The sequence below is a fragment of the Castellaniella sp. genome (genome assembly GCF_004321985.1).
GTDB lineage: Bacteria > Pseudomonadota > Gammaproteobacteria > Burkholderiales > Burkholderiaceae_B > Castellaniella.
Window position 1 is genome coordinate 1 of sequence record NZ_SCQN01000070.1, and the last position, 24,526, is coordinate 24,526.

The window sequence follows — 24,526 nt, forward strand, 5'->3', positions numbered from 1 at the left end:
CGCGATGCTCCTGCACCAGCCGCACGGCGCGTTCGCGCACTTCGGGGGAAAACTTCGTTTGGTTTGCCATGACTCCATTCTCTCAAAGCTTGGAGCCTCCGCGAAACCCGGGGCGATTCATTCTGGAAGCTGGTGCGCCCCCGACGTCGGCTCATTATTACTTTGCGTGCAGCACGGTCTCGTTTCCGAACTCGGCATTACGGCAGTTCTGTGTGCTGCTTCAGCGGTATATCGTCGCGCATGGGCACCGACATTCATCAGACTTGTTTTTACGAAGAACACGCTTAATGGAAGCAATGCCGAAGTCCCCAATCGATTCCATCCTAGGTGTGATCTTCGATCAGGTTGTTCATCCGAAGTAAATCCTGAGCACTGGAGGTGCAAACCGAACCAACTTTCAGGAGTCCCCGCATGAACAACCACACAGGTGCCAGACAGATCAGGACTTTCCCTATGGCTCCCGATGGATGAGAATAAATAATAAAAATTATCAAAATCCAACTTATCATCGCAGCTGGTCCACTCCCTGTCACCGAGAACGTGTCCAACCCAGCCGCTACTGCCAAAGGAAGTGCTGAGCGCGCCCTGTTCGTGCTGGCAACGCTTGCCCGACTGGGGCGCGGCGCCTCCATCGCGGAACTCATCGAACTCACGGGTCTCGCACAAAGCACCCTCTACCGCCAGCTGGCACTGTTACGGCGCTGGGGCTTCGTCATTGGCCGCCAGAAGGAATTCTCACCCGGCCCACTGTGTGTACCGCTGGCCTGGGGGTTCGATCAGACATCCTTCCTGACCAGTGCCGCGCACGACAAAATGGAGGAGATGTCAGTGGCCAGCGGGGAATCCATCGGGCTCATGGTGGCGGTCGGCCAGCAGATCATCTGCCTGGACATGGTCGAGAGCCACCACCCGCTGCGCTGCTCATTCGTAAAAGGCCGCGTACTACCGTTGTATCGCGGCGCGACTGCGAAGGCTCTGCTGGCATTCATGCACCCGGGCCAACGACAAGCAGCACTCAAGCACCTGCAAACCGGCCAGCCTCTCGACGCATCCGCCCTGGCGGCCTTCGCCCAGCAGCTGGATGACATCCGGGTGGCGGGCTACGCGGCCTCGAACGGCGAAGTCGACACAGGCATCTGGGGCGCGAGCGCACCGCTGTACCAGACCCGCGGTGCGGACGCCGTGGCGGTCATCACCCTGATGGCGCCCAGTACACGCGCGCAGGGGCAGGAAAAACGTCTCATCGACATGACTGTGCGCGGGGCGGCGCATATCTCATCCCGGCTGCAAAGCCTCTGATCCACACAAGCCCACCACCCCCAAAGGAGCGCCACCATGAGAATTTCCAAAACCTTGCTGACTGCATTGCTGGCCACCACGCTGGGCTTTGCCTCAGCCAGCAGCCAGGCCGCCTCGGATACCATCCGGGTCGTGACCGATCCCACCTTTCCACCGATGGAGATGACGGCGGGCGGCCACCGCACCGGCTTTGACATCGAACTCACCGAGGCCCTGGCCAATGCCATGGGCAAGAAGATCGTCTGGACAGACATCGACTTCAAGGGCCTGATCCCCGCCGTGATATCGGGTCGGGCCGATGCCGCCATGTCGGCCATCTACATCACCGATGCGCGCAAGCAGGCAGTCGACTTTACCGACTCCTACTACGCGGGCGGCTTGGTGGTGCTCACCAAGACCAACAGCGCCATCAAGACGCTCAAGGATCTGGACGGCAAGCGTGTCACCGTCCAGGTCGGCACTAAATCGGTGAACTACCTGCAACAGCATTTCCCGCAAGTGCACCGCGTCGAAGTCGAGAAGAACCAAGAGATGTTCAACCTGGTGGACATCGGGCGCGCCGACGCGGCCGTCACAGGCAAGCCAGCGGCCAAGCTGTTCGCCCAGCAGAACCCTGGCTTCCGGGTATTGGATCAGCAAATCACCACCGAGGAATACGGGATTGCCGTGAGCAAGAACGAACCCAAGCTCACTCAGGAATTCAACGCAGCCCTGAAGACCATCAAAGCCAATGGCGTCTATCAGAAGCTCGTCGAAAAATGGTTTGAAGGCAAGAAACAATGAATCTCGACTTCACCCCGGCCCTGGTGGGCTGGGAAGACCTGCTGCGCGGCACGGCCGTCACCGTCGAGGTCACCGTGTGCGCGCTGGTACTCTCGTGCTGCCTCGGACTGCTGATCGGCATCGGACGCCTGAACCCGCAGCACAAAGTGCCGTATAACGTCTGCAGCGTCTATCTGTCGTGCTTCCGCGGGACGCCATTACTGGTTCAACTCTTCATCTGGTTCTTCGGGCTACCGCGCTTCGGTATCCTGCTGCCGGCGTTCGTCTGCGGCGTGCTTGGCATGGGGATGTATTCCGCATCCTATGTGTCTGAAGTCGTGCGCGGCGCCATTCAGTCGGTCGACAAAGGTCAGCGTGAGGCGGCGCGCTCGCTGGGGATGTCCTCTACCCAGGCCATGATCAAAATCATCCTGCCACAAGCCTTCGTGCGCATGATCCCACCATTGGGGAACGAATTCATTGCCCTCATCAAGAATTCAGCGCTGGTGTCGCTGGTCACGATCCACGATGTCATGCACGAAGGGCAAAAGATCATCAGCGTCTCTTATCGTTCGCTGGAAGTCTATCTGGTGATCGCCGTCGTCTACTGGATACTCACCAGTCTGACTTCACTGATTCTGCGGCGAGTCGAACTGCGTCTGCAGGCGGGGGGCATGGTGCAATGAGCACATCCAAGGTCATGATTCGAATCAGCCAGCTGCACAAGGCGTACGGTGACAACGCCGTGCTCAAGGGCATCGATCTGGAAATCGATCACTCACAGGTGGTCGTCGTCATCGGCCCCAGCGGCTCCGGCAAGAGCACGCTGCTGCGCTGCTGCAACGGGCTGGAAGTCGCACAGAAGGGCACCATAGACATCTGCGGCGAACGTCTTATCGACCAAGGCCGGCTCATGCCCGAAAAAGCGCTCAACCATCTGCGCATGCGGGTGGGGATGGTCTTCCAGTCCTTCAACCTGTTCCCACACCTCACGGCGCTCGAAAACGTCACTATCGGGCCGCGGACACTGCGCGGCGCGCACACGGACGATGCCCAGCGCAAGGGAATGGCCCTGCTCGAAAAGGTCGGTCTCTCCGCCAAGGCATCCGCCATGCCCAACAGCCTTTCGGGCGGGCAGAAGCAACGCGTCGCCATCGCACGAGCGCTCGCCATGGAACCCGAAGTCATGCTCTTCGACGAACCCACGTCGGCCCTGGATCCAGAACTGGTAGGCGAGGTGCTGCAGGTGATGAAGGTGCTCGCCAAGGAAGGCATGACCATGATGGTCGTCACCCACGAGATGGGGTTCGCCCGCGAGATGGCCGACACCGTCGCCGTCATGGATTACGGCCGCGTCATCGAGGCCGACAAACCCGACGTGATTTTCGGTCACCCGACACAGGAACGGACGCGATCATTCCTGCAGGCGGTGCTCAGCAAAGGTCCCATGGAGGCAATAGGGTAATGGACAGCATCTGGACAGGAAGAGACGATTCCAGCGAAGGTGGCGATACCCGGCGGCTCTTCCAGATCGTCAGGCTCGATCGGGACGACTTCTCGGCCGGAGATCCCGTACTGCTCGGCTTTGCCTGCGATGCAGGGGTGAAGCGCAACCACGGGCGACCCGGTGCGCGCAAGGGGCCCACGGCCATCCGGCGCATGCTTGCCAACCTGCCCGCACACACTTTGCAGGCCTTCTGGGACTTCGGTGACGTCACCTGCGAAGACGACGCACTGGAGGCTGCGCAGGCCGCTCAGGGTCGCAAGGTGGCCCGGGTGCTGGACACCGGTGCATTACCCGTCACGCTGGGAGGTGGGCATGAGGTCGCGTGGTCCAGCTTCCAGGGGCTGGCCGCGCACCTGGCTGGCATCCAGCAATCACCGCGCCTCCTGATCGTGAATCTGGACGCGCATTTCGACCTGCGCACCAGCCGCCCCGGAACATCCGGCACCTCTTTCGACCAGATCCTCGAATATGGCCGCAAACACGCGCTCGACATCCGGTACGCCTGTTTCGGTGTATCCCCCGTTGGCAACACGCAAGGGCTCTACGACCACGCGCGCAGCCTGAACGTCGCCTACGTCGAGGACAGCCAGATGCAGGAAGTTCACCTGTCGGCCCGCTTGACGGAGCTCGAGCACATGATGGCGTCGGCGGACATGGTGTACCTGACGATAGATCTGGACGTGCTGCCAGCGTCAGTCGCACCGGGGGTCTCGGCGCCTGCGCCCTTCGGTGTGCCTTTCGCAGTTGTGGAAGCCTTCGTGCTGGCTGTCAAGGCGAGCGGCAAGCTGTGCATGGCGGACATCGCCGAGATCAACCCCGACCAAGACATCGACAACCGCACGGCCCGCGCCGCTGCCCGCTTGGTTTGGCGCTTGCTCAAACCGTAGGCGCTTAGACGTCCTCTTGGCATTCAGGGACACTGCACACATGAAAACGACATACGAAGGGCATGAGATCACGCGCGTCATCGGTCTCATCGGCGGCATGAGCTGGGAGTCCAGCGCCGAGTACTATCAGCGGATCAATCGGGAAGTGCGCGAGCGGCTTGGCCCGCTGCGCTCGGCCAAACTGCTGTTGTACAGCGTGGATTTCGGCCCCATCGAACAAGCCCAGCACGAGGGGCGCTGGGACGACACGGCCTCCATCCTGGAGGATGCAGCGCGACGCCTGTATCGTGGTGGTGCTGATTGCGTCGTGCTTTGCACCAACACCATGCACAAGGTGGCGGATCGGGTGGCGGCTGCGGTTCCGATTCCGTTCTTGCACAGTGCGCTTCCCGTGCTCGATACCACGGCGCTGCATGCGCGGGCAGCGGTGGACTTTGCGCTTCAGCTGCCGGATTCTCTACACCAGGCCCGTCCACATCACGGATCGTGAAGCCTGTTCACCCGCCAAAATACCCCGGCAAAACTTTTTCCGAGGCGGTCTTCGGGTTGCCGGCAAGCAGTTTCGGATCAGTCGTCACGACAACGATGCCAGACATCGAGGTGCCGTAACTATCCATGCCGGGCCGTATCTCCGCCGCCGTCAATCCGCTCGGTCCCTTGGCCAGAACTGCATGCACCGAGCAGTAATAATTCACGATCCCCGGCTGCGGAAAGCTGATCGAATAGGTGTGAACCGGATGTCCCGGCCCCTTGGTGCCAGCGACCGCGCCGTCGAAGCGTGTGTTGACTTTGCCGGTCGTGGGTTCAAAGCCGATGATCGTATGTGCTCCGGTATCTTCGTTGACGAATACCACATCTTGGCCGGGCCGCACTGCGACCACGTTTTCAAGGAAAACGTTCGTCCCGTTCATGTGGACGTAGACCGGATTCGGGCTTGTCGCCGCCTGCGCGGAGGTCAAACCGCCCACCGTGACGGCGGCGAGCGCCGCGACCAGAATTCGAGAGTTCATGCGTCAATCCCCATAATAGTTTGACTGTCCTGCAGTCAACAGTTACGAACATATCCCGACCCCCTGTCGATCTTACTGCAGACAGTTGGGAGTACCAAATTCGGCCACTTTACGGTCTCCGACAGCCGCAGGCCGACGCGCATGCCGAGATCTTGTTGCTGGAACGGGCAACTTCGCAGAACTGCCACCCCACCGTTGTCGACCCACCCAAGGAAGGACGGCGGCCGCCGTCAATGTGTGTTCGTCGATTTGAGCTTCATCAAGATTTGATGAAGTCCATAGTGGCGTTCCATCACCCTAGTTGACTTTGATCAAAATGGCATCGATTGCGCACGCGTAATCTTGCGTCAACCCGATCAACAAGATTCGCCATTGGGATACCAAGACGTGCGTATCAAGATGATTTACTTGGTCAATATCGGCCATTCTCTGGAGAGCATTATGAAGAAAAGCCCTGATGGTTTTAGCAATAGTCGACGCGCGCTTATCCGCAATGGTTTCACGACTGCTGTAGTGGGTGCAGCCGCCGCAACTGGTTTGTTAAAAACCGGGCTAGTACGAGCGCAGGCTGCCAAAGCATCCAAGGCCACGATGATGTACCAGGCTACGCCGCACGGGAAGGACCAGTGCGACAACTGCGTTCATTTCATTCCAGGAAAAACACCGACCGACGATGGCACATGTACGGTCGTCGAAGGAAGCATCGCACCGGGTGCTTGGTGCGTTGCGTATGCGCCTAAGGGCTAACGCTACAGGGCTACCTTCCTGAAGGGTCTGTTTAATTCGTTCGAGGCCACTGGAGGCCGATGTGATGTATGGTCCGAAAATAACGGGTGAATTACAGTCGCCCGACCGGCGGAAACTCCTGAAAGTGGTGACGAGCGTTGCAGCTGCTGGAGGATTGATCGGGGCATCTGGCTGGTTCGTGCTCCAACGTCAGCGAAACCTGTTCGAGGTGCGCCGTGAACAGACCTTGATGCAAACGTCGGTGGCAATCACCTGTCTGGCCGATGAGGTCGACAAGGCAGGAATCGCCATCGATGCTGCATTTGCGCGGATGGCCGAAGCCGTCGCAATACTGACACGTTTCGATTCGGCCAGTCCAGTGGCGCGCCTGAACCGTGACGGCCATTTGGAGAATTTACCACCCGCACTAAAAGAAGTCCTAAATCGCTCGTTATTAATCTCCTCCGTGACAGATGGAGATTTCGATATCAGCGTATTGCCTGTATTGACGTATTTCGAATCAATGCGTCAGCCTGACATGCTTGATGCAAGTGGTCGCGCGCAGATCGCGGAAAGAGACCACCTGATCAACTACCGTCACATTACTCTCGACGCGCGTGGCGTGCGTTTCACGCATCCCGGGATGTCCGTCACACTCGACGGCCTGGCCAAGGGTTACGTGATAGACCAGGGCATTGCCTCGTTGAAGGCATCAGGCATTGAAGATGCGCTAGTGGATGCGGGGGGTGATCTGCGCGCGATCTCCGGCAACAATATCAACCGTCAGTGGCACGTCGGTATCGTCGACCCTGCCAACATCAATAAGATCGCCGCTATCGCGACGATTCGTAATACGGCGCTAGGTACCTCTGGCAATTATCGAATTTTCTATTCGTCAGACAAATCGTTATTTCACGTAATCAATCCCCATACCGGCTATTCACCACTGAATTATTCCAGTGTGACGGTCATGGCGCCAACCTCTGTAGATGCCGATGCCATGAGTGTCGCCGCGGCCTCGATGCCCGTGCCGCGACTCAAGGAAGTCATGGCGAGACAGAACAATCAGTGGCTGGTCTTTTCCAGGGATTACCGCCGCAGATGGCGTTCCAGAGATTTTCCATTGATTTCGGGTATCGCCGAGGTGGTCTGAAATGCATGCTTCATTACTAAAAGATTCTCACCAGATCACGAGAAATTTTAAATCGAACACTATGCGAAGCTTGCTCGTACTGTGTCTGACGCTGCTCATGGCGTTCATATCGATGGATACCTTTGCGGGCGTAGATCAGCGATTCACTGAGGTACGTGGCTATTTTCCTACCGCAACACGATTTGGGGATATCTCGGGTAAACCGCCAGCAGCTGCCGTATACGAAGGCGACAAGATCATCGGCTATGTTTTCGAGTCAGTGATGGTGGCGCCAGTCCCAGCGTATTCCGGGGAACCCGTCAACATCCTCGTCGCAATCGACCAGACTGGCAAAATTATTGGTACCAAGGTTCTGGAACAACAGGAGCCAATCCTGTTGGTCGGCATACCGGTACAGCGACTATACGATTTCGTCGCGCGCTATGTTGGCCACAACGTGAAGGACAAAATCGTCGTCGGCGGCAGTAGCGCCCCAGGGATTGTGAAAATCGACGCGATCAGCAGTGCCACCGTGACCTCTATGGTAGTCAATGAGACGATCATGAATGCCGCACTTGAGGTCGCTACATCGCGCCACTTGGTCACCGGCGTACAGACTGGCGACAAAGCACCTGCGACGATCCGGGCTGACTATTTCAAGGAGGCTGACTGGACGCAACTGACCGGCAATGGCTCCTTTCGCAGATTACACCTGACTCGCGGCATGGTCAGTGAGGCCTTCAAGGGTCAGCCCGAGAGCGGTTTGATCGACGATCCAACCGCAACGGCCCCCGACCATGCAAGCGACACCTTCATCAATCTTTACTATGCAGATATCACACCACCCACAGTGGGCAAGAACCTTCTGGGTGATGCTGGCTACGCTGCGCTGAAGCAAGGCCTGAGCCCCGGGGACGAAGCCATCGCAATAGTTGCCAATGGCCTCTACTCGTTCAAAGGACTCGGCTACGTCCGCGGCGGTATCTTTGATCGCCTGCACATTATGCAAGCTGACAAGTTATTCCTGTTCAAGGATACGGATTTTGTTGTACTCGACAAACCAGACCTGACGGGAATGCCAACGTTCAACGAGAAGGCCATCTTCATCCTGCATCACGGTCAGGGATTCGATCCAGGCGCCCCTTGGACACTACAGCTACTGGTGAATCGACAGATCGGACCTCTGAAAAGCATCTACAACACATTTACTGGTAGCTACCAGATACCAGCCGAATACATCAGCCAACCAAAAATCGCGGCAAGCGTGGTTCCCGAAGATGCGCCATTGTGGGTGAAAATCTGGTATGGACGTCGCTTTGAGATTGCCGTTCTGATGGTGGGGCTATCCCTCCTGTCCATGATTTTGATTTTCCAAGACTGGGTAGTCAAACGTCCGAAATTACTGGAGCGCCTACGCGTCGGCTATCTTGTCTATACCGTCGTATTCATAGGTTGGTATGGTCTGGCACAACTATCCGTCGTCAACATACTGACGTTCATCAACGCCGTCATTCACGGGTTCCACTGGACCACGTTCCTTATGGACCCGCTAATCTTCATTCTGTGGACTTTCGTAGCGGTCTCTCTCCTGCTGGTGGGGAGAGGTGTGTATTGTGGCTGGCTGTGTCCGTTTGGCGCATTACAGGTACTGATCAACAAAGCAGCAGTTAAGTTGAAAGTACCACAGATCGAGCCGCCACCTTATGTACATGAGCGCCTTTGGGCCATCAAGTATATCGTGCTGCTATTCCTGTTCGGATTATCGCTACAGTCAGTCGGCCTGGCGGAACGCTTTTCAGAGGTTGAACCGTTCAAGACCGCAATCAACCTGCATTTCATGCGCTCATGGGGATACGTGGCCTATGCCGCCGTACTGCTCATCGCAGCCGCCTTTACCAACAAAGTCTACTGTCGCTATGTATGCCCGCTAGGCGCCGGCCTGGCGGTTTCGGGCCGTTGGCGGCTATTCGAATGGCTACGCCGGCGCAAAGAATGCGGGCACCCCTGCCAAGTCTGTGCAGTCGAGTGTGAGGTTAGAGCAATTAGTCCTCTGGGCGCCATCAACTATAACGAGTGCCACTATTGTCTGGACTGCCAAGTCACCTACAACAATGACCACAAGTGCCCACCGTTGGTTGAACGCCGCAAAAAGAGGGAGATGCGGACGGGAGGCCCAACGGTACGCCCCCGCCCCGCATCGACACCCATTCTTGTCGGGAACTCTGGAGAAGGCAGCCCCCCAGCGAGCGTCAATCCGGTATAGAGCTGCAGTATATGGTGATGATAGGTCTGGGATTTCATCTAATTTATAAGGAACCACTGCTATGAACAGCAAAACGAATGGTCATGATCCTGAACTGAAAACTACGGAGATCAGGCCACTGACACAAGAGGAAATTGCATCTTTTCCAGGCCAACCAGGCAGCTTGGCTCGACGCAATTTCATGAAGGGCAGTGCCTTGGCCAGCTTGGCCGGTGCTGGCGGATTGATCGGTGGCCTGGGTCTCGATCGGGCTGCACACGCAGATGAACATAAGCGCGCAGATGACCATGACGGGATGCCGGAAGATCATGTTGCTCCCGGCCAGCTGGACGAATATTTCGGCTTCTGGAGCGGCGGGCAGTCTGGCGAGATGCGTATCCTGGGTGTTCCATCAATGCGTGAGCTGATGCGTATACCAGTATTCAATACTGATTTCGCAATTGGCTGGGGTATTACCAACGAAAGCAAACGTGTGCTGGGTAATGATTTCCCGCGGGGAGGTGATCTACACCACCCACACATGAGTCAAACACACGGACATTATGACGGCCGCTACCTATTTGTGAACGATAAAGCGGGGACTCGTGTTGCACGCATCCGATGTGACGTGATGCGTACAGACAAAATCACTCAGATTCCTAACGTACAAGCCATCCATGGCCTGCGTGTGCAACGTGAACCGAGAACTGGCTACGTGTTTGCCAATGCAGAGTTCAGGGTCCCCAGCCCCAATGATGGCCGTGATCTGGACGATCCAAAAAAATATCAGACTATGTTTACGGCTGTCAATGGCGACACCATGGAAGTGGCCTGGCAAGTCATCGTCGATGGCAATCTGGACAATACCGACTGCGACTACGAAGGAAAATACGCAGCCTCGACCTGCTACAACAGCGAAGGCGCGGTGGATCTGGCAGGCATGATGCAAAGTGAACGCGACTGGGTTGTCGTGTTCAACCTCAAACGTATAGAAGCAGCCATCAAGGCCGGTAAATTCAATCATATAGGTGAGTCGAAGGTTCCGGTTGTGGATGGTCGTCACGGATCTGAACTGACGATGTATATCCCCGTCCCAAAGAGCCCGCACGGCCTCAATTCGAGTCCCGATGGTAAATATTTGACGGCCAACGGAAAACTATCACCCACTGTCAGCGTGATGGCATGGAGCAAGGTCGACAGCTATTTTGACGGTACGCTCAAAGACCCACGAGACGCCGTAATCGCTGAACCACAGCTCGGCCTAGGCCCACTGCATACTGCGTACGATGGCCGTGGCTACGCCTATACGACATTGTTCATCGATAGCCAAATCGCCAAATGGAGCATCCAAGATGCGATCGACGCTTACGCAGGCAAGAAAGTCAATTACCTGCGTCAGAAACTTGACGTGGCCTACCAACCCGGCCACAACCACACATCGCTGGGTGAAACTCGCGATGCGGATGGCCGCTGGCTGGTATCACTGAACAAGTTCTCCAAGGATCGCTTCCTGGCGACCGGCCCGCTGCATCCCGATCTCGATCAGCTGATCGACATTTCTGGCGACAAGATGGTACTGGTGGCGGATGCACCGGTCTTCTCGGAGCCCCATGACGCAGTCATCCTGCCGAGCAAAATGATGATCGGCAAGATCAAACGGAAGTGGGATCGTGCAGACCCGTATTTTGCTGAAACTGTTGCCCAAGCCAAGGCACTCGGTGTTGTGCTGGAAAAGGATAACAAGGTCATCCGCCAGGGCAAAAAGGTTTTTGTCTACATGACGAGCTCGGCCCCACAGTACGGTCTGAACAGTTTTAAGGTGAAACAGGGCGATGAGGTGACCGTGACAGTCACGAACATTGACAGCATCGAAGACCTGACTCATGGGTTTTGCCTCACCGACTACGGTATCAACATGGAAATCAGCCCCCAGGAAACGACATCGGTAACCTTTACCGCTGATAAGCCGGGGGTCTATTGGTATTACTGCACGTTCTTCTGCCACGCACTTCACTTGGAGATGCGAGGTCGGATGTTGGTGGAAGCCTGACGAGCAGCGCCTTTCACGAAGGTTTCGACTGTTGTGAAAGGCGCATCTCTTCGAGACGGATTGAGGTGTGCTCTTGAGGTGTACTCCAAACAAGCGATGGAAACAGACGTATGTCGCAATGCTCGCTATTGTCGGGATAGCCATATTCCCCATGGCGCATGCCAATGATGAACTGCAAACTGCAATTGCCACTGCAGCACCAGACGCCATAGTGGACGTGACGCCTGGCGTTCATCATGTACACCTCTTGCTAGACAAGCCCATCACGCTAAATGGCCAACCGGGCGCAGTTCTGGACGGAGATGGTTCAGGCGACGTCGTGCGAATCCGTACGTCTGGCGTCACCGTACGCAACCTGACCATTCGTAACTCGGGCCGTGATCTCACCGCCATGAACGCAGGGGTGTATGTCGAGAAAGGAGTTGCCGACGTCACCATCGATCACAACCGGATTGAGGACATATTATTTGGTGTTTATCTCGATGGCCCTCAGCGCGTCCGGGTCACCGCCAATGTCATCACCGGTATTGCCAGCCTGCGTGTCCCTGACCGTGGGGATGGCATTCATCTATGGAACGATGCCGACTGCGTGATCAGCGGTAACGATATATCTGGTACTCGAGACGGTATCTATGACTACGTGAGTCACGACGATCGCATTGAAAACAATCATATTCATCAGGTCAGATACGGCGTACATCAGATGTATGCCAAACGCGAGGTACTGCAGAACAATGTCGGCTCATACAACGTCGGGGGGCTGGCGTTGATGAGTTCTGATCACCTGCGCGTTATCGGCAATCATCTTTCTCATAATTATTCATACGGTATTCTTTTCAATTATGTAACTTATAGCGATATTAGTGATAACGAAGTACGTGATACCGCCGGCGAACCTGGCGCAGATGGCAGAGCCATAGACGGTGGTGAAGGCAAGGCATTATTCGTATACAACTCGGAATTCAACAAGATTCACAGGAATCTGTTGGCTGATTCGTCGATCGGCGTCCACATCACAGCAGGAGCACAAGACAATAGCGTCTACAACAACGTGTTTTTGAACAATCGGACCCAAGTCAAATATGTCCAAAATGTTGCTGAAGAGTGGTCACTGCACGGCGTAGGGAATTATTGGAGCAATTATCTTGGCTGGGATCTCGATGACGATGGTTATGGTGATGTTCCATACCGGCCAAATGACGGTGTCGATATTTTATTGTGGAAATATTCTGATGCACGGGTGCTCATGTCAAGCCCGGCGATCACTCTGCTGCGTTACGTGCAACGGTCATTTCCCGTGTTCACACCACCGAACATCCAGGATAGCCACCCACTCATGAGGCCTCCCGCTCAGTGGAGAGAATACATCAATGCAAAACGCAATTGAGATTGACGCCCTCTGCAAACGATACGGCCAAATCGATGCAATACAGGGCATCAATGCGTCGATACCCCACGGCCAAGTGATTGGCCTATTGGGCCATAATGGTGCCGGCAAGTCGACCTTGATCAAGCTCATTCTTGGGCTGATCACACCCTCCAGTGGACGACTTAGCGTGTTGGGCGAGACGCCGTGGGGGCCAAGAGCCCACGTATTACGTCAGCAGTTGGGTTACCTGCCCGAGAGCGTGGCCTTCTATGGCAATCTCACGGGTGGCGAGGTCATCGATTACCTTGCTCAGCTGAAAAATGCCCCACTGCACCAAGGGCGACAACTGCTCGAGCGTGTCGGCCTCCGTCACGCGATCTCCAGGCGTATCAGTGGCTATTCGAAAGGCATGCGTCAGCGGCTAGGCCTCGCTCAGGCACTTCTCAACCGACCTCAGATCGTGCTTCTGGACGAGCCCACAGGGGGGCTCGATCCGCAGGCGACACGCGAACTGTACACCATCGTGGATGAGCTACGCGCGGCGGGTTGTTGCGTGCTGATCTCATCGCACGTACTTGCCGAGCTCGAGCCACACATCGATGGAGCGCTGGTTTTGCGCGAAGGCCGCTTATTGGCGGCAGGCAGCGTGACAGAGCTGCGCAAGCAGGCTGGCCTGCCGAGCATCATCAGCCTGCGTCTGACGCGCGAAGGCGATACCCAAGGTCTGCTCCAGAGTCTGGCGAAGGTAAACGCCAAGTACGAAATTAATGCCAGCGACCAAATTGAGATCCAGATCCGCGAGCCCGATAAACTGGCGCTCCTACGCGAAATCCTTAAATATCCAGTGATTGAGAATATCGAGACCAGAGAACCCACCCTGGCTCGTTTGTACGATTGGTTGAGCGTAAGCATGCAAGAAAGCGAGGAGGCCGCGTGATGAACAGTATCCTGGTCATCGCCAAAAAGGAGTTCCGCGATGATTTTCGCAATCGCTGGACTATTGCCGTTGCCATTCTATTCGCCTTCCTGGCGCTTGGTATTGCTTATTTTGGAGGCGCTGCTGCGGGCAAATTGGGTTTTACCTCATTTGAAGCCACACTTGCCAGTCTCACGACACTCGCAGCGTTCATCATTCCGCTGATTGGGTTATTAATAGCCTATCACACGATTGTTGGCGAAAATGACAATGGTACGTTGCTTCTCGTGCTCAGTTATCCGTTGTCGCGCGCTGAACTGATCGCAGGCAAATTCGCCGGACACTGTGCAGCCCTGGCGGTTGCGACATTATCAGGCTTCGGGCTGGCGGTGGCCATCATTCAACTGATGCAACCACAAACACGTATTTTGGACGCCTGGTTGCAAATCGGGAATTTTATTGCAAGCGCATCCCTGCTTGGCGCCAGTTTTATTGCCCTTGCATGCGTGATCAGTGTGATGACCGAAGACAAATCCAGGGCTGCTGGGCTGGCTCTGGTGCTGTGGTTCTTGAGCGTCGTGCTATTCGATTTGCTGTTGCTTGCCATACTGGTCTTCAGTGGCGGCAATCATGTAGAGCGGGCAATCTATCCTTACCTCCTGCTGTTGAACCCGATCGACGTATTTAGATTGATCAACCTGATCACACTGGGACACGGTGCAGGTAATGACCTGCTCCTGGGCATGACGACGTCACACGTCTATTCACGCGGCCTTTTGTACTCAGTCATGCTGGCTTGGGTCATCGTACCATTTTGGATCGCGTTGAGCGCTTTCCGTAGAAAGGAAGTATGAGGTTTCTATGAAGTATCATTCCACGCAACCCCAGGTTTCAGTCTTTAGGGCGAGCCTGTCGGCACTCTTGCTGAGCTTATTGCTATTAACCGGATGTGAAAGGCATGTGCTGCCGCCATCACAGCAACCGGTTGCCATTGAAGATGACGATATCTGTGCAGTGTGCGGAATGTATATAAAAGACTCCCCCGGTCCACGCGGAGAGGCTTACGTTGAGGGCCACAAACAGCCCCTTAAATTCGATTCGACACGCGACTTTTTTGCATATATTCTGCAGCCAGATAACGCAACTCGGTTGCAAAATCTTTTTGTACAAGACAGCGCACGGATCAATTGGGCCCACCCATCAAATTCTGCGGATAGCTTCACCGACGCAAGGACAGCTTATTACGTGGGCTGGCAGCCGCTCCTGGGGTCAATGGGTCCGACCTTGGCATCTTTTGCAAGAAAGGAAGACGCCGACCAGTTTATCAGAGACCACGGTGGCCATCTCTTGCGGTTCGACGAGATCACGCCGGAAATGATTTCACTGCTTGGGGCAACGCCGCCAAGGGATGGATCACTTGCATTAAAACTGGTGCCATCCTCGCATACAGAACGCAAGACACACTGAGGCCAGCAGACCACCCCAATGAATTTTTACCACAGTGCTCACTGGATTTGATCATGGCGGCCTTTCTACCCGAGCGGGTTCTCAGTGTTCACCACTGGAACGACAAGCTTTTTTCCTTCACCATCTCGCGGGACCCAGCGATGCGATTTCGTAATGGTCACTTCGTGATGTTGGGTCTTGAAGTCGAGGGCAAGCCGCTCATGCGCGCCTACAGTATTGCCAGCGCCAATCACGAAGATAAGCTGGAATTCCTCAGTATCAAGGTTCCGAACGGACCACTCACCTCGCGATTACAGCATCTGAAGCCAGGGGACTCTGTCCTGGTAAGCCGTAAATCCGTGGGTACACTGGTGATTGATGACCTGAGGCCAGGCCGTTATCTGTACTTATTTGCCACTGGCACAGGATTAGCGCCGTTCCTAAGCATCGTCAAGGACCCGGAAACCTACGAACGTTTTGACCGGATCATCCTGACGCACGGGGTGCGATTCATCAGCGAATTAGCCTATGACAAGTACCTGACCGATGAATTACCACACGATGAGTACCTTGGAGCGATGGTAAGAGAAAAGCTTATCTACTATCCGACGGTGACGCGCGAGCCGTATGTACACCAGGGGCGCCTCACTACCCTGATCGAAAGTGGACAACTTTTTCGCGACATCGGTCTACCTGCCTTGGATCCCGCGCGGGACCGTGCCATGATCTGCGGTAGCCCTGCGATGCTGGCAGACATACGCAGGCTGCTGGACACTCGTGGGTTTGCCGTCTCGCCCGGCTCGGGTGAGATGGGCGACTATGTCTTTGAGCGAGCCTTCGCAGCGAGATAATTTTATAAGCTCGCAACAGTCCTAGCACGCCAGCATGGCGTCAACCCGAACCAGCTGTTCTACTGGCGCAAACTGTATCAGGACGGTGGCCTGTCGGCCGTGGGTGCCGGTGAGCAGGTGGTGGCCGCCTCGGAGCTGGCCGATGCGCTCAGGCAGATCTGGGAGCTGCAACGGATGCTGGTCAAGAAGGCCATGGAGAACGAGATTCTGCGCAAAACGGCAGAGTGTGGCTACTCAAAAAATGGATTGTGCACTCACCCTTCGCGGCCCGGGGAAGACCGGTGAACTGAGTCTGTGAAGGTTTCAGCGTGGTACGCTCGAACATGGTAGCAGTCAACTGCAAATATTTTCGCGTGCGCTGCACGCAGGTACGCTTGGCCTTGCTGCGCGCGTTATGGCCCCCCGTCGTCTGAGGGTCCGACGGACTTCAGTATTTTCCAACGATGCTTAGAGAACTCAAAACCTTCCTGGCGGTCGTCCACTACGGCACTTTCGAAAAGGCCGGTACGAAGATTGGGCTGACACAGAGCGCCGTCAGCGGCCATATACGACGGCTTGAAGAGCTACTGGGCCACCCGCTGTTTGACAGGGCTGGCCGCGGAGCGGTGCTGAATGCATTCGGCCGCCAGACTTTCCCGCGGGCCAAGCATATCGTGGACGAAATCCAGAAACTGAATTTTGGTGCCAAGTACGTCAGGAACCCTGCGTCCTACAAGTTTGGGGCAATCTATTCGGAGACCAGCTGGCTGATGCGCTCGCTGGCTGCCGTGCGCGACAAGTATCCTGAAACCTCGTTTCAGGTCGTGCCAGGCGCGTCCCATGACCTTACCGGACAGGTGCACGCAGGCAACATCGATTTCGCCGTCATCATCCGTCCGCCCTATCAGCTCCCTGCCGAGCTGCAATGGGTACCCCTGGGGTTTGAGCCCTACGTCCTGCTCGCCCCAAAAGCGTTAAAACTGACTCAACCTCTGGAAATCCTCCGAACCCATCCGTTTATACGCTACGACACCAGATCCTACGGGGGCATGCAGGTGGACAGTTTCCTGAGGCGACACTATGTGCAGGTGAGTGATGCTGTCGAAATAGATGACCTGGCCGGGTTGGTGAAAGGCGTTTCGTCCGGCCTGGGTGTCGCCATCGTCGCCGCGATTGAGCGCATCATGCCTTTTCCGGAAAATACCAGGGCGCTGTCGCTCGGCGCCTTCAAGTTGCAGCGGGAGATCGGCATACTGCGTGGGGTGCATTTCGCAAGTGACCCAGTAATTGAATGCCTGATGCAGATTTTTGTGCAGCAGGCCGACCTGACGTTCACCAGAGTGCGGCGGCACCTAGAGAAAATCTACGAACCCAGCCCGTGAGCGCAGCGCAGTGGGGGCGCCGCGACGGCAAGCCGTATCATCCGCCCGCCGCGGTGCGCCTTCCGCTGGCCTTGTAGTCTTTGCCGCCCGCGCGCGGCGAGCGGCTATCTCGGTTATCGCTCGTTCCCGAGCTGTGGCCGGATCTGCCATTCGCCCGATTGTGTCCGAACGAGCGCCTTGTCGTACAGGTAGGCGGTGGTGCACGCGTGGCGCGGGACCAACGCGACCAGGTCACCTACTTTGAGCGTGTGTGATTCCACGACGCTGTGCTCTTCCTTCATTGCCACGATCTTCACACCACCCCCGACGAAACGGGTGGGCATCGGCATGTCCGGGGAAATGGCTTTGGAGCCAGCATCCAGTGTGACGGTCCCATCGTGCGCGGAAACCACGGAACTGAGCACATAGGCTCCTACCTGCCAGCCGAGGTGCGGTAGATCCGCCTGATGTTCCCAGCTCGAAAAAATCCAGCTCCCCGGTGATACCCGCGCAGCCTCGTCAGCAGGCCACAGCTCGAAACTGTAGCTGCCGCCCGCGATCAGGTCGCCACAGCCGGTCTCGCGCAGGCCAGCGGCGACCAGCCCCCTCACCTTATCCCGGATTTCTGCGACTTTGGCAATCCGGATGTCGCGGTCCGGGTCCTTGATGTGGCCGTCGTAAAGATGCCATCCATCGAATCGTTCCATTTCGTTGATGGACCGGGCCAGTTCCAGGGCGGCATCCGACATCGGTGCTCCCGTGCGACCCATGCCAGGATCGAGATCCACTCGTAGCCGAACATTCAGTAGTGGCGAGCGACTCAACTGATTTTTCCATTCCGCCAATCCCGCCGCGCTGTCAATCAGGCCCACGACCTTCGCATGAGGATGTTGCTTCGCAGCATCCATCACTCGTCCGATGTTCGCGGGGGTGGCAGTAGGGTACGCCCATACGACTTCCGGGGCGCCCGCGTCCAGCACCATCTCCACTTCGCGCGGCGTCGCCGCCTTGAACGCACTGACGCCGTGCTGGATCTGGTAGTTGACCAACCAAGGTGCGCGGTGCGTCTTGACGTGCGGAATCAGCCTCTGCACCCCGCCAATGGCCTTGATCGTCTTTTCCAGGTTGTGTTGAACCTCGTCCATGAGTATCACGAACGCGGGTGTATCTACCGCCTGGTCGGGCAGTTTGATATCGCCATATAAACCAATGCTGTCTTCAATCTTCACAGTGTTCTCCAGCCCCAATCGAATGGGTCGACACGCTTGCCAGTCTCATTGCAATACAACATCGCGCAGTTGCGCGATAAGCTCGCCGTGTTCGCTCCACGGCAACCGATCCACGCTCATCTGCGGTGTTCCCAGTCTGTCCACGCGGCTGTCGTCAATGGCCTGGCCCAACTCGACCGCCGATCGCAGCATTTCCTTGTCCAGCTCCGGCTCGAAATGCTTGATGAAGTTTCTTCCACTCCCCGCCGATAGGACGCCCAGTGCCGCGATAAGGCCATAGCCGCCCCAATTCGACACTCCCGCAACTACCAGGTGGTCTGCCTTGGTCCTGGCCGCAATAAGTTCGCCATTCGGAATGTCGGACTTCACGATCGCCGCCGGCAAATTACCCATGCCAATCTCATTCCCGCCGTCGCCGATACCTATAGTCACCCAGGGGCGTTTCCAACCATCCTCCTCGAATAGCAGGTCCAACGGCGCGGTGTCATTCGAGATGTCCCACCCGTGCTCACGGTGCGGTTTCCCATCGGAGCCCGGCGCAGCGCGCTCGATAGCGATGAGATGCGTCAGCGGTCGGTCCCCGCTCGCCAGCTTGTCACGGAGGCTGCGCACCGATTCAGCATCCACACTAGTCACTTCGAACCCTACCTGTTCGGGCACCACATCCAGCACCGCCCAGACCGCCTTCGCGCAGGGCGCGTCGGTGATAACCGTCACCTTGACACCCGCAGCCGCAAGATTGGCAGCCATGAATCCCGTGCCAATCAAGCCATCAGTCTCCGGCGACGGCGGGTTGGCGTGCCGGATGAAAAAGCCGGTGACAATACCGACGTGCGCGTTCGGGGTAGCGGCGATGGACTTCGCAGATGCTTCGAGGCTACCGCGCGCGAAGTCGACCATTCTGGAGATGTCCCGGCGGATCGTCCGGCCAACGATGGATTCGATTTTGACGATTTTCTCGTTACTCACGTCTTGCTCCTTTTTTGATCAGATTAATGTTCGGGATGCCATTGCGGGATGGACTCCGCCACTCACCCCTGTTGCCTGCCGACCTTGAAAAGACTGCCCCATCCGGTAATCCCACTCGTGTCCACGTTCAGCATGCGCAACGCTTTCCAGATTGCCGTCGACATGGCGTCGAAGACGGGAATCCCAGTGGCGCCCTCGATCGGGGCCGCGAGTTGAGGGCTCATTAGGTTCGAGCAATAAAACGCGATGGCGTCCGGCCGTTTGTGCGCGACCGAAAACGCCATCTCGTACAACTTCCGTTCGGGAACCTGAGAAAAATCGAAATTGACTTTCAGATCCAGGTGGTGCTCGGCGATCACCTGGACACCGAGGTCCCGATAGTTTTGAATGATTCGTTCCTGAACATCCTTCAGGTAGGGCGAAAACAGCCCCAGGGTTTGCACTCGGGCCATCGCGATGGCCTCGTTCATCCCCAAGATGGCCGTGGTGGCTGGCAAATCTGTCGCGGCGGTCAGTGCCTGACAGAGCGCCTCATCCCCCGAGAAGCCTCGCCAGCCGGCTGCAGTTCCGTCCCAAACGATGATATCCACCCTCGCATCCTTCAGCAGCTTGGCTGCCTCCAGGATCCTCGAGGTGTCGAATTGCGCCAGGGCAGTATTGCGCAGCGATATTTCAGTGACGGGGAATCGTCCGAAGTGTGCGCTTATGTTTGGGAACGCACTGATCATGGAGGAGACCAGCAGTTCCAGTGCGATGTTGGATGACGGTGTCAGAATGCTGATTCGAATAGACTTTTCCATGATGACTCGCTATAAGTGGTCGCTACCCGTCCAGGCAGCTTCTGCGAGGCGCATGAGCAAAAGCCCCCCTCGCGAAACCTGTCCATCGACTGGACATGCCGCGTGGAATCCACTCTGCGGTGGGCTTCGGGAAATTGCTTCAGGTTCTGGCCGCGTCAGCGCCAATAGCACGAAGGCGGCGCGGAACAGATCCTCATCCCGCGCCCCCGATCGCTGCGGCGACGTCAATCTCGACCAGGACCTCGTTCAATCGAGCGCCGACAACGGTGCGCACAGGCCTGTGCGACCCGAAGAACGCCGAATAAGCGTCATTGAACCGGCCGGCGAGCCGTAGGTCAGTGAGATAGACCCGAACCTGAAATATGTCCGTTGGCACCGCGCCGGCAAGCTTGAGGGTCGCCTCAATGTTCTGCAGCACCGCCGCCGTCTGCTCCTCTATATTGTGGCCGATGATCTTCCTGTGCCGGTCGCGCGGCACGTGGCCCGCGGTGAACAACAGGTCACCGATCCTGGCGACCGACGAATAATGCCCGCCGACCGCAGCATCGTCCGGCGTCATGAGACTGACAGCTGTCATTCATCAACTCCCTGTTTTTTTAGAATTCCACATGGATCCTACGACGGTCGGAAGACCCCCCGTTGCAGCTAATTCCCTGAGCGGACGATGCCTCATCGGCCACCAAGCGAAAAACGCATTCCTAGCTCCACTGCCTACCCCCGCATGGCCGACGGCAGCCAAAGGGCGATGTCCGGCCAGACCGATATCGCAGCCACCACGGCGAACATGCCGATCAGGAACGGAAGCGCTCCCAGGATCACATCCGTGATGACACCCTTTTTCCTCAGGCCCTGGACCACGAAGAGATTCATGCCTACGGGCGGCGTGATCATCCCGACCTCCATCATGATGATGACGATGATCCCCGTCCACACCGGGTCGAAGCCCGCCTGCACCATGACAGGCGCAATGATGGGAACTGTCAGGACCATCATCGACAGAGTTTCCAGGAACATGCCCAAGATCAGATACATCAGGACAACGACCAGCAGGAGACTGACCGGCGACAGGTCCATCTGTACAAACAGTCGACGCATGTCCGCAGTCAGCCCCACCGCCGCCAAGATGAAGTTCAGCGCATAAGCAGCCAGCAGAACGGCCATGATCATGGCGTTGGTGCGCATCGTGCCTTCGAAAGCGCGCAGGAGCATCTGTACGGTGAGTCGCTTGTTCCAGGCGGCGACGATCAAGGCCGCGATGACGCCGAGCCCCGCAGCCTCGGTCGCGGTAGCCCAGCCCGCGTAGATGGAACCGATCACCACGGCGAAGATGAAGATCGGCGGCAGCAGGTCCGGCAGGCTGCGGATGCGCGCAGCCCACGTCGCCTGCATCCTACGCCCCGCCTTGGCCGGAAACAGCATGCAATACGCCACGATGATCAGACTGAAGAGCAATGCCATCAATAGGCCAGGTACGACGCCGGCCAGGTAGAGGCGTGGGATGGACGTATCCGTGAGAACCCCGTAGACGATCATGTTGATCGACGGCGGAATCAGGATGCCCAGGGTGCCACCGGCAGCGATCGAACCCAGAAAAAGCCGCTCCGGGTATTCATTGCGCTCGATCTCATCCAGCACAACCGTCCCGATGGTCGCCGCAGTGGCCACGCTGGAGCCCGACGTGGCGGCAAACATGGCGCAGCTGGCGATGTTCGTGTGCATCAGGCCGCCCGGCAGCCAAGGGACCCAGAGGGCGAGTGCCTTGTACATACGCTCAGCCATGCCCGAGCGCAACAGGATTTCCCCCAGCAGGACGAAGAAGGGGATCGCGACAATCAGAAAGTCAGTGGACGTACTCCAGGAGACTTGGCCAAGCGCCCGTAGTATTGGGCGCGTAGAGAAAAAGTCCGCCAGGACGATGGACAGCGTACCGAGCGACGCGGCGACCGGCACTGCCAAAGCGAGCAGGCCGATGACCGTTCCTAATGCGACAATTATTATCACGATTGCCCCCATTCGGCCTGTCGCCGGTCGAAGTCCTCAACCTCTTCCTGTACGTCCTCGCGGGTGGAGCGGGTGCTGATCAGCTGTTCTACGTCTATCCAGCGTTTCCTAGATACCAGGTACAAGGACCGGAACAGTACGATCATGCAAGTTAGAAGAAATAGAATCAGGCCCAGTAGCCAAAGCGCCTGCGGGATTATTAGGGGTGTCTCCAGCGCTGACTGGCTGTGCGTATCACTTATGATCGATTGCGTTAATACACCCATCCCATACCAGGTAATGACAGCGAAGACTAGCGCGAGCAGAATGATTCCCAGAATATCCAGAAAAATGCGCAGTTTCAGCGGAAACATAATGTAGGCTGAGTCCGTCCGTATATGCGCGCGGTCCAGTAATGCTCCTGCTAACCCCCAGGTGGTCCCGATTGCCAACGCATACCCGCTCAGCTCACTCGCACCCCCAATAGTGGCGGAAAAAAACTGACGCATAATGACATCGACGCCAATAATCAGGGACGAGAGAAGAATCAAAAGTCCGCCGAACCAATAACTGGCCCGGCAGAACATGCGTAACAGTTTCATTTTGTCTGGAGTCCGATATCGAGCACCTTACCTACGGTTTCTTCCCACTGATCAGCACATTTTCTCCCACAGCGCTTCGCCCAGCTGCCAACGGAACTAGTGGAGACAATTTTCTTGTAGGTAGCTTCATCCTCGGGCGACATCTGCACGACCTTCATATTGATGAGTTTACCCAAGGTGCAGGGCTCTTTATGCGTATTACAGTTGTCTGCTTCGCCCGTGGCGGTCTTGACCGTATTCCAGAGTTCGTCCTCGTAGGTGGTCCTCTCCTTAATCAGGAATTCGCGGACGCTAGGTGTCAAGTTACTCCACGACTCGAGATTGAAGGCTTCTACATTAATGCTCCACCCCAGAGGCATCATGAATACTGACTTGGTGACTTCACCCCAGCCGGAGATGTTCCCGGTCAGACTTCCAGTCACTGCACAGTCAACGACGCCATTATTTAGAGCTGGTACTACTTCAGCAAAGGACATGGAAATCGGCGTGGCGCCAATCTTGGTCATGAAATCCCGTAGCGAGTTGTTGAAAACGCGGACTTTCTTTCCCTTGAGATCCGCTATACCGGTGATGACGTCGCGACACCAGAGCACTTGCGGCGGATTCGCACCGATGGCATACAGCTTGGCATTCCAGTTCTTCTGCATTTGCTGGTCGATGACGTCGCGGTAAGCATTACAGGCCTTCCTCGCTGCGTCTGGGGTGGCGGCCAGCCCTGCGATATCGCAGCCCGCGAAGTGTGGATCATCTCCGGCCATCTTCGAGAGGTCGAAACCCGCAACGTCCATGACACCAAGTTTCAGTAACCGCAGCAGAGCATCATCGCTGATACCCGCAAGATCCACCGGAGTGACAGTCGCCGTGATCCTCCCATCCGATGCCTTGGGCACCGTGGTATTCCAAAATTTCAACTCGTCCTTAGACGCTAACTGGGGGCTATTGTGGCCAATAATTTTTAAATGCGTCTTAGGCAGGTCCGCACCAACCGCTGGCGCGCTGCCTAAACAGATGATAGAAACACAACTGACAAGCAGAATTCCGTAAATTTTTCCACGCCGCATAATAAACCTCCAACGCTAGTGCACAATTAAAGGCTTCCAGGACTGAGCCCGGGCCATGATCATAACAACTAACTTTCAGTTTCAGGAACGAGAGGCTGCCTGAAGGGAAGAACCCATATTGCGCGGAAAAAACAGAAATTGAGAAGCCTAGGCTCGTCAACGCATGGGTTGATTATTTTGTCTCTTTCAAATATTTAATCTTTTAATACAGATGATTCTATCGACCTTGTCGCATTAAGAACAATTATTTATTGTTATATGCGATATCACGAAACGTGATTTATGGAGGTCTTATGGACCACTCTGTAAAAATAGTTGGATCCTCTGCTGATGTGGACTAGCCCCCTG

General features: G+C 56.4%; 24 protein-coding genes and 1 pseudogene. 17 read left to right on the forward strand and 8 right to left on the reverse strand.

All coding sequences use genetic code 11. The features are described 5' to 3' along the window. Positions 1-540: 540 nt before the first annotated feature. The 6 genes from EPN31_RS15960 to EPN31_RS15985 are packed head-to-tail and all read left to right on the forward strand — an operon-like array spanning position 541 to position 4,945. Complete coding sequence (locus tag EPN31_RS15960) at positions 541-1,299, forward strand: IclR family transcriptional regulator (RefSeq protein WP_291775579.1); 759 nt, start codon at positions 541-543, stop codon at positions 1,297-1,299. Positions 1,300-1,335: 36 nt separating this feature from the next. Then, positions 1,336-2,082, forward strand: a complete 747-nt coding sequence (locus EPN31_RS15965; protein WP_291775582.1) for a transporter substrate-binding domain-containing protein — start codon at positions 1,336-1,338, stop codon at positions 2,080-2,082. Next, positions 2,079-2,747: an amino acid ABC transporter permease gene (locus tag EPN31_RS15970; RefSeq protein WP_291775585.1), complete on the forward strand. Its 669-nt coding sequence runs from the start codon at positions 2,079-2,081 to the stop codon at positions 2,745-2,747. Before EPN31_RS15965 ends, EPN31_RS15970 begins: the two co-directional genes overlap by 4 nt. After that, positions 2,744-3,526, forward strand: a complete 783-nt coding sequence (locus EPN31_RS15975) for an amino acid ABC transporter ATP-binding protein (RefSeq protein ID WP_291775588.1) — start codon at positions 2,744-2,746, stop codon at positions 3,524-3,526. Before EPN31_RS15970 ends, EPN31_RS15975 begins: the two co-directional genes overlap by 4 nt. Beyond that, on the forward strand, positions 3,526-4,455 hold the full coding sequence (hutG, locus tag EPN31_RS15980; RefSeq protein ID WP_291775591.1) for a formimidoylglutamase: 930 nt from the start codon (positions 3,526-3,528) through the stop codon (positions 4,453-4,455). The genes EPN31_RS15975 and hutG overlap by 1 nt, the downstream gene beginning before the upstream one ends. A 40-nt stretch (positions 4,456-4,495) precedes the next feature. Continuing rightward, positions 4,496-4,945: an aspartate/glutamate racemase family protein gene (locus EPN31_RS15985; RefSeq protein WP_291775593.1), complete on the forward strand. Its 450-nt coding sequence runs from the start codon at positions 4,496-4,498 to the stop codon at positions 4,943-4,945. Between the two features lie 7 nt (positions 4,946-4,952). Here EPN31_RS15985 and EPN31_RS15990 read toward each other — a convergent pair whose 3' ends face one another. Continuing rightward, positions 4,953-5,465 (reverse strand): Cupredoxin, encoded by a 513-nt coding sequence (locus tag EPN31_RS15990; protein ID WP_291775596.1) that lies wholly within the window; start codon positions 5,463-5,465, stop codon positions 4,953-4,955. A 387-nt stretch (positions 5,466-5,852) separates the two neighbouring features. Here EPN31_RS15990 and EPN31_RS15995 point away from each other — a divergent pair, with 387 nt between their 5' ends. From EPN31_RS15995 to EPN31_RS16045, 11 genes and pseudogenes are all read left to right on the forward strand, one after another. Then, positions 5,853-6,212, forward strand: coding sequence for a high-potential iron-sulfur protein (locus EPN31_RS15995; RefSeq protein WP_291775599.1), 360 nt, complete (start codon positions 5,853-5,855; stop codon positions 6,210-6,212). A gap of 64 nt (positions 6,213-6,276) precedes the next feature. Then, positions 6,277-7,344, forward strand: a complete 1,068-nt coding sequence (locus EPN31_RS16000; RefSeq protein ID WP_291775601.1) for an FAD:protein FMN transferase — start codon at positions 6,277-6,279, stop codon at positions 7,342-7,344. A gap of 97 nt (positions 7,345-7,441) precedes the next feature. Beyond that, positions 7,442-9,586, forward strand: a complete 2,145-nt coding sequence (locus EPN31_RS16005) for a NosR/NirI family protein (RefSeq protein WP_291775604.1) — start codon at positions 7,442-7,444, stop codon at positions 9,584-9,586. A 61-nt stretch (positions 9,587-9,647) separates the two neighbouring features. Continuing rightward, a complete protein-coding gene (gene nosZ / locus EPN31_RS16010; protein ID WP_291775607.1) occupies positions 9,648-11,615 on the forward strand; it encodes a TAT-dependent nitrous-oxide reductase in 1,968 nt (655 codons plus the stop codon). Positions 11,616-11,766: 151 nt separating this feature from the next. Next, a complete protein-coding gene (locus EPN31_RS16015; RefSeq protein ID WP_291775611.1) occupies positions 11,767-13,002 on the forward strand; it encodes a nitrous oxide reductase family maturation protein NosD in 1,236 nt (411 codons plus the stop codon). Beyond that, on the forward strand, positions 12,986-13,921 hold the full coding sequence (locus tag EPN31_RS16020; protein WP_291775613.1) for an ABC transporter ATP-binding protein: 936 nt from the start codon (positions 12,986-12,988) through the stop codon (positions 13,919-13,921). Before EPN31_RS16015 ends, EPN31_RS16020 begins: the two co-directional genes overlap by 17 nt. Next, positions 13,921-14,754 carry an ABC transporter permease subunit gene (locus EPN31_RS16025; protein ID WP_291775615.1) on the forward strand — a complete coding sequence of 278 codons (834 nt, stop codon included), beginning with the start codon at positions 13,921-13,923 and terminating at the stop codon, positions 14,752-14,754. The genes EPN31_RS16020 and EPN31_RS16025 overlap by 1 nt, the downstream gene beginning before the upstream one ends. Positions 14,755-14,761: 7 nt before the next feature. Continuing rightward, positions 14,762-15,367: a nitrous oxide reductase accessory protein NosL gene (locus EPN31_RS16030; protein ID WP_291775618.1), complete on the forward strand. Its 606-nt coding sequence runs from the start codon at positions 14,762-14,764 to the stop codon at positions 15,365-15,367. Positions 15,368-15,420: 53 nt separating this feature from the next. Then, positions 15,421-16,197, forward strand: coding sequence for a ferredoxin--NADP reductase (locus EPN31_RS16035; RefSeq protein WP_291775621.1), 777 nt, complete (start codon positions 15,421-15,423; stop codon positions 16,195-16,197). A gap of 15 nt (positions 16,198-16,212) precedes the next feature. Beyond that, positions 16,213-16,484, forward strand: a pseudogene (locus EPN31_RS16040) (transposase); the annotation flags it as partial. Between the two features lie 156 nt (positions 16,485-16,640). After that, positions 16,641-17,558 carry a LysR family transcriptional regulator gene (locus EPN31_RS16045; RefSeq protein ID WP_291775624.1) on the forward strand — a complete coding sequence of 306 codons (918 nt, stop codon included), beginning with the start codon at positions 16,641-16,643 and terminating at the stop codon, positions 17,556-17,558. A 113-nt stretch (positions 17,559-17,671) separates the two neighbouring features. On the opposite strand, the gene EPN31_RS16050 is transcribed toward EPN31_RS16045, so the two are convergent. The 7 genes from EPN31_RS16050 to EPN31_RS16080 all read right to left on the reverse strand — a co-directional run bounded on the left by EPN31_RS16050 (position 17,672) and on the right by EPN31_RS16080 (position 24,178). Further along, entirely contained in the window at positions 17,672-18,766 is a 1,095-nt protein-coding gene (locus tag EPN31_RS16050) for an alanine racemase (RefSeq protein WP_291775627.1), read from the reverse strand. 45 nt (positions 18,767-18,811) lie between these two features. Further along, a complete protein-coding gene (locus EPN31_RS16055) occupies positions 18,812-19,735 on the reverse strand; it encodes a glutamate cyclase domain-containing protein (protein ID WP_291775630.1) in 924 nt (307 codons plus the stop codon). Between the two features lie 62 nt (positions 19,736-19,797). Next, positions 19,798-20,463 (reverse strand): Asp/Glu/hydantoin racemase, encoded by a 666-nt coding sequence (locus EPN31_RS16060; RefSeq protein WP_367188327.1) that lies wholly within the window; start codon positions 20,461-20,463, stop codon positions 19,798-19,800. Between the two features lie 265 nt (positions 20,464-20,728). After that, a complete protein-coding gene (locus EPN31_RS16065; RefSeq protein ID WP_291775636.1) occupies positions 20,729-21,094 on the reverse strand; it encodes a RidA family protein in 366 nt (121 codons plus the stop codon). 152 nt (positions 21,095-21,246) lie between these two features. Beyond that, positions 21,247-22,533 (reverse strand): TRAP transporter large permease, encoded by a 1,287-nt coding sequence (locus tag EPN31_RS16070; RefSeq protein ID WP_291775643.1) that lies wholly within the window; start codon positions 22,531-22,533, stop codon positions 21,247-21,249. Further along, complete coding sequence (locus EPN31_RS16075; protein ID WP_291775639.1) at positions 22,533-23,117, reverse strand: TRAP transporter small permease subunit; 585 nt, start codon at positions 23,115-23,117, stop codon at positions 22,533-22,535. Before EPN31_RS16075 ends, EPN31_RS16070 begins: the two co-directional genes overlap by 1 nt. Continuing rightward, positions 23,114-24,178 (reverse strand): TRAP transporter substrate-binding protein, encoded by a 1,065-nt coding sequence (locus tag EPN31_RS16080; RefSeq protein ID WP_291775641.1) that lies wholly within the window; start codon positions 24,176-24,178, stop codon positions 23,114-23,116. Before EPN31_RS16080 ends, EPN31_RS16075 begins: the two co-directional genes overlap by 4 nt. Between the last annotated feature and the right edge of the window lie 348 nt (positions 24,179-24,526).